1 protein-coding gene and 1 CRISPR repeat array are annotated in these 1,141 nt (G+C 71.5%); the gene reads left to right on the top strand.

The genetic code is table 11. The features are described from left to right. A partial coding sequence (locus G3I71_RS44695; protein ID WP_164324595.1) for a type II toxin-antitoxin system HipA family toxin occupies positions 1-617 on the top strand: 617 nt, incomplete at its 5' end. 99 nt (positions 618-716) lie between these two features. After that, positions 717-1,109: direct repeats of the CRISPR family, unit length 28 nt; unit sequence GTCCCTTCCCCGCGTGCGGGGGTGAGCC. Positions 1,110-1,141: the final 32 nt, after the last annotated feature.

The following is a 1,141-nucleotide window of genomic DNA, read 5'->3' on the forward strand; positions in this document are numbered from 1 at the left end:
TGATGGAAGCCGCCGGCATCCGGGTCCCCCGACGAAGGCTCACCCATGTCGGGGCGCGCAGCGTGCTGATCCTGCGCAGGTTCGATCGCACGACGACCGGCGACAGGACCGGCTACATCAGCGCCATGACCGCCACCGGCTCCGTCGACGGCGAGCACCGCGACTACGCGGACATCGCCGAAGCGGTCCGAGACCTGTCCCTCAGTCCCCGGCGCGACCACCACGAGCTCTTCGACCGCGCCGTCCTCAACGTCGCGCTCGGCAACACCGACGACCACCTGCGCAACCACGGCTTCCTGGCCGAGGGCACCGCGTGGACGCTCAGCCCGGCATTCGACGTCAACCCCCACCCGGACCCCTGGCGGCCCCGCGCCACGTCGATCATGGGAGCCGACACCCTGCCCGATGAGGTCGACGGGCTGATCGGCCTCGCCGAGGAGTGCAGCCTGACCGTCCCGCAGGCCCTCGCGAGGATGGACAACACGCTCCGAGCCCTGACGGACTGGCGCGACGTCGCGCGCAGAAATGGGATCAGCGAGAAGGAGACCACCCTGATGGACGATGCGATCGGGAGACGACTGGAGGCCCTCCGGACCGCGCTCGGCACCGAAGGCTGACCGGAAAGGTCATGCCGTCGCGCAGCAGGACACGTCTCGCGAGCACCAGGAGTGAACGAGAATCGGGTTGGATGGCCGCGGATGCGCTGGTCACGAAGTGTCCCTTCCCCGCGTGCGGGGGTGAGCCCGTCGAGGCCCGTCTCGACGACTACGCCGCGCGTCCCTTCCCCGCGTGCGGGGGTGAGCCCGTCCTCGTGTGGGATGTCGACCCGGAGACCCGGTCCCTTCCCCGCGTGCGGGGGTGAGCCCCGCTCACCCGCGGCGCCGGCGGTGTACCCGGTGTCCCTTCCCCGCGTGCGGGGGTGAGCCCATGTATGGGACGGGGATGACGCCGGACGATCGGTCCCTTCCCCGCGTGCGGGGGTGAGCCGTTGCACGCCTTCGACTCGTGCGGCGACGACCCGTCCCTTCCCCGCGTGCGGGGGTGAGCCGCCCGCTGCGAGGTTCGCGACGCCGTCCGCCCCGTCCCTTCCCCGCGTGCGGGGGTGAGCCGGTGAAGGTCACGGCCAAGTCGGTCGACGGTG

This window comes from Streptomyces sp. SID12501 (assembly GCF_010550245.1).
GTDB lineage: Bacteria > Actinomycetota > Actinomycetes > Streptomycetales > Streptomycetaceae > Streptomyces.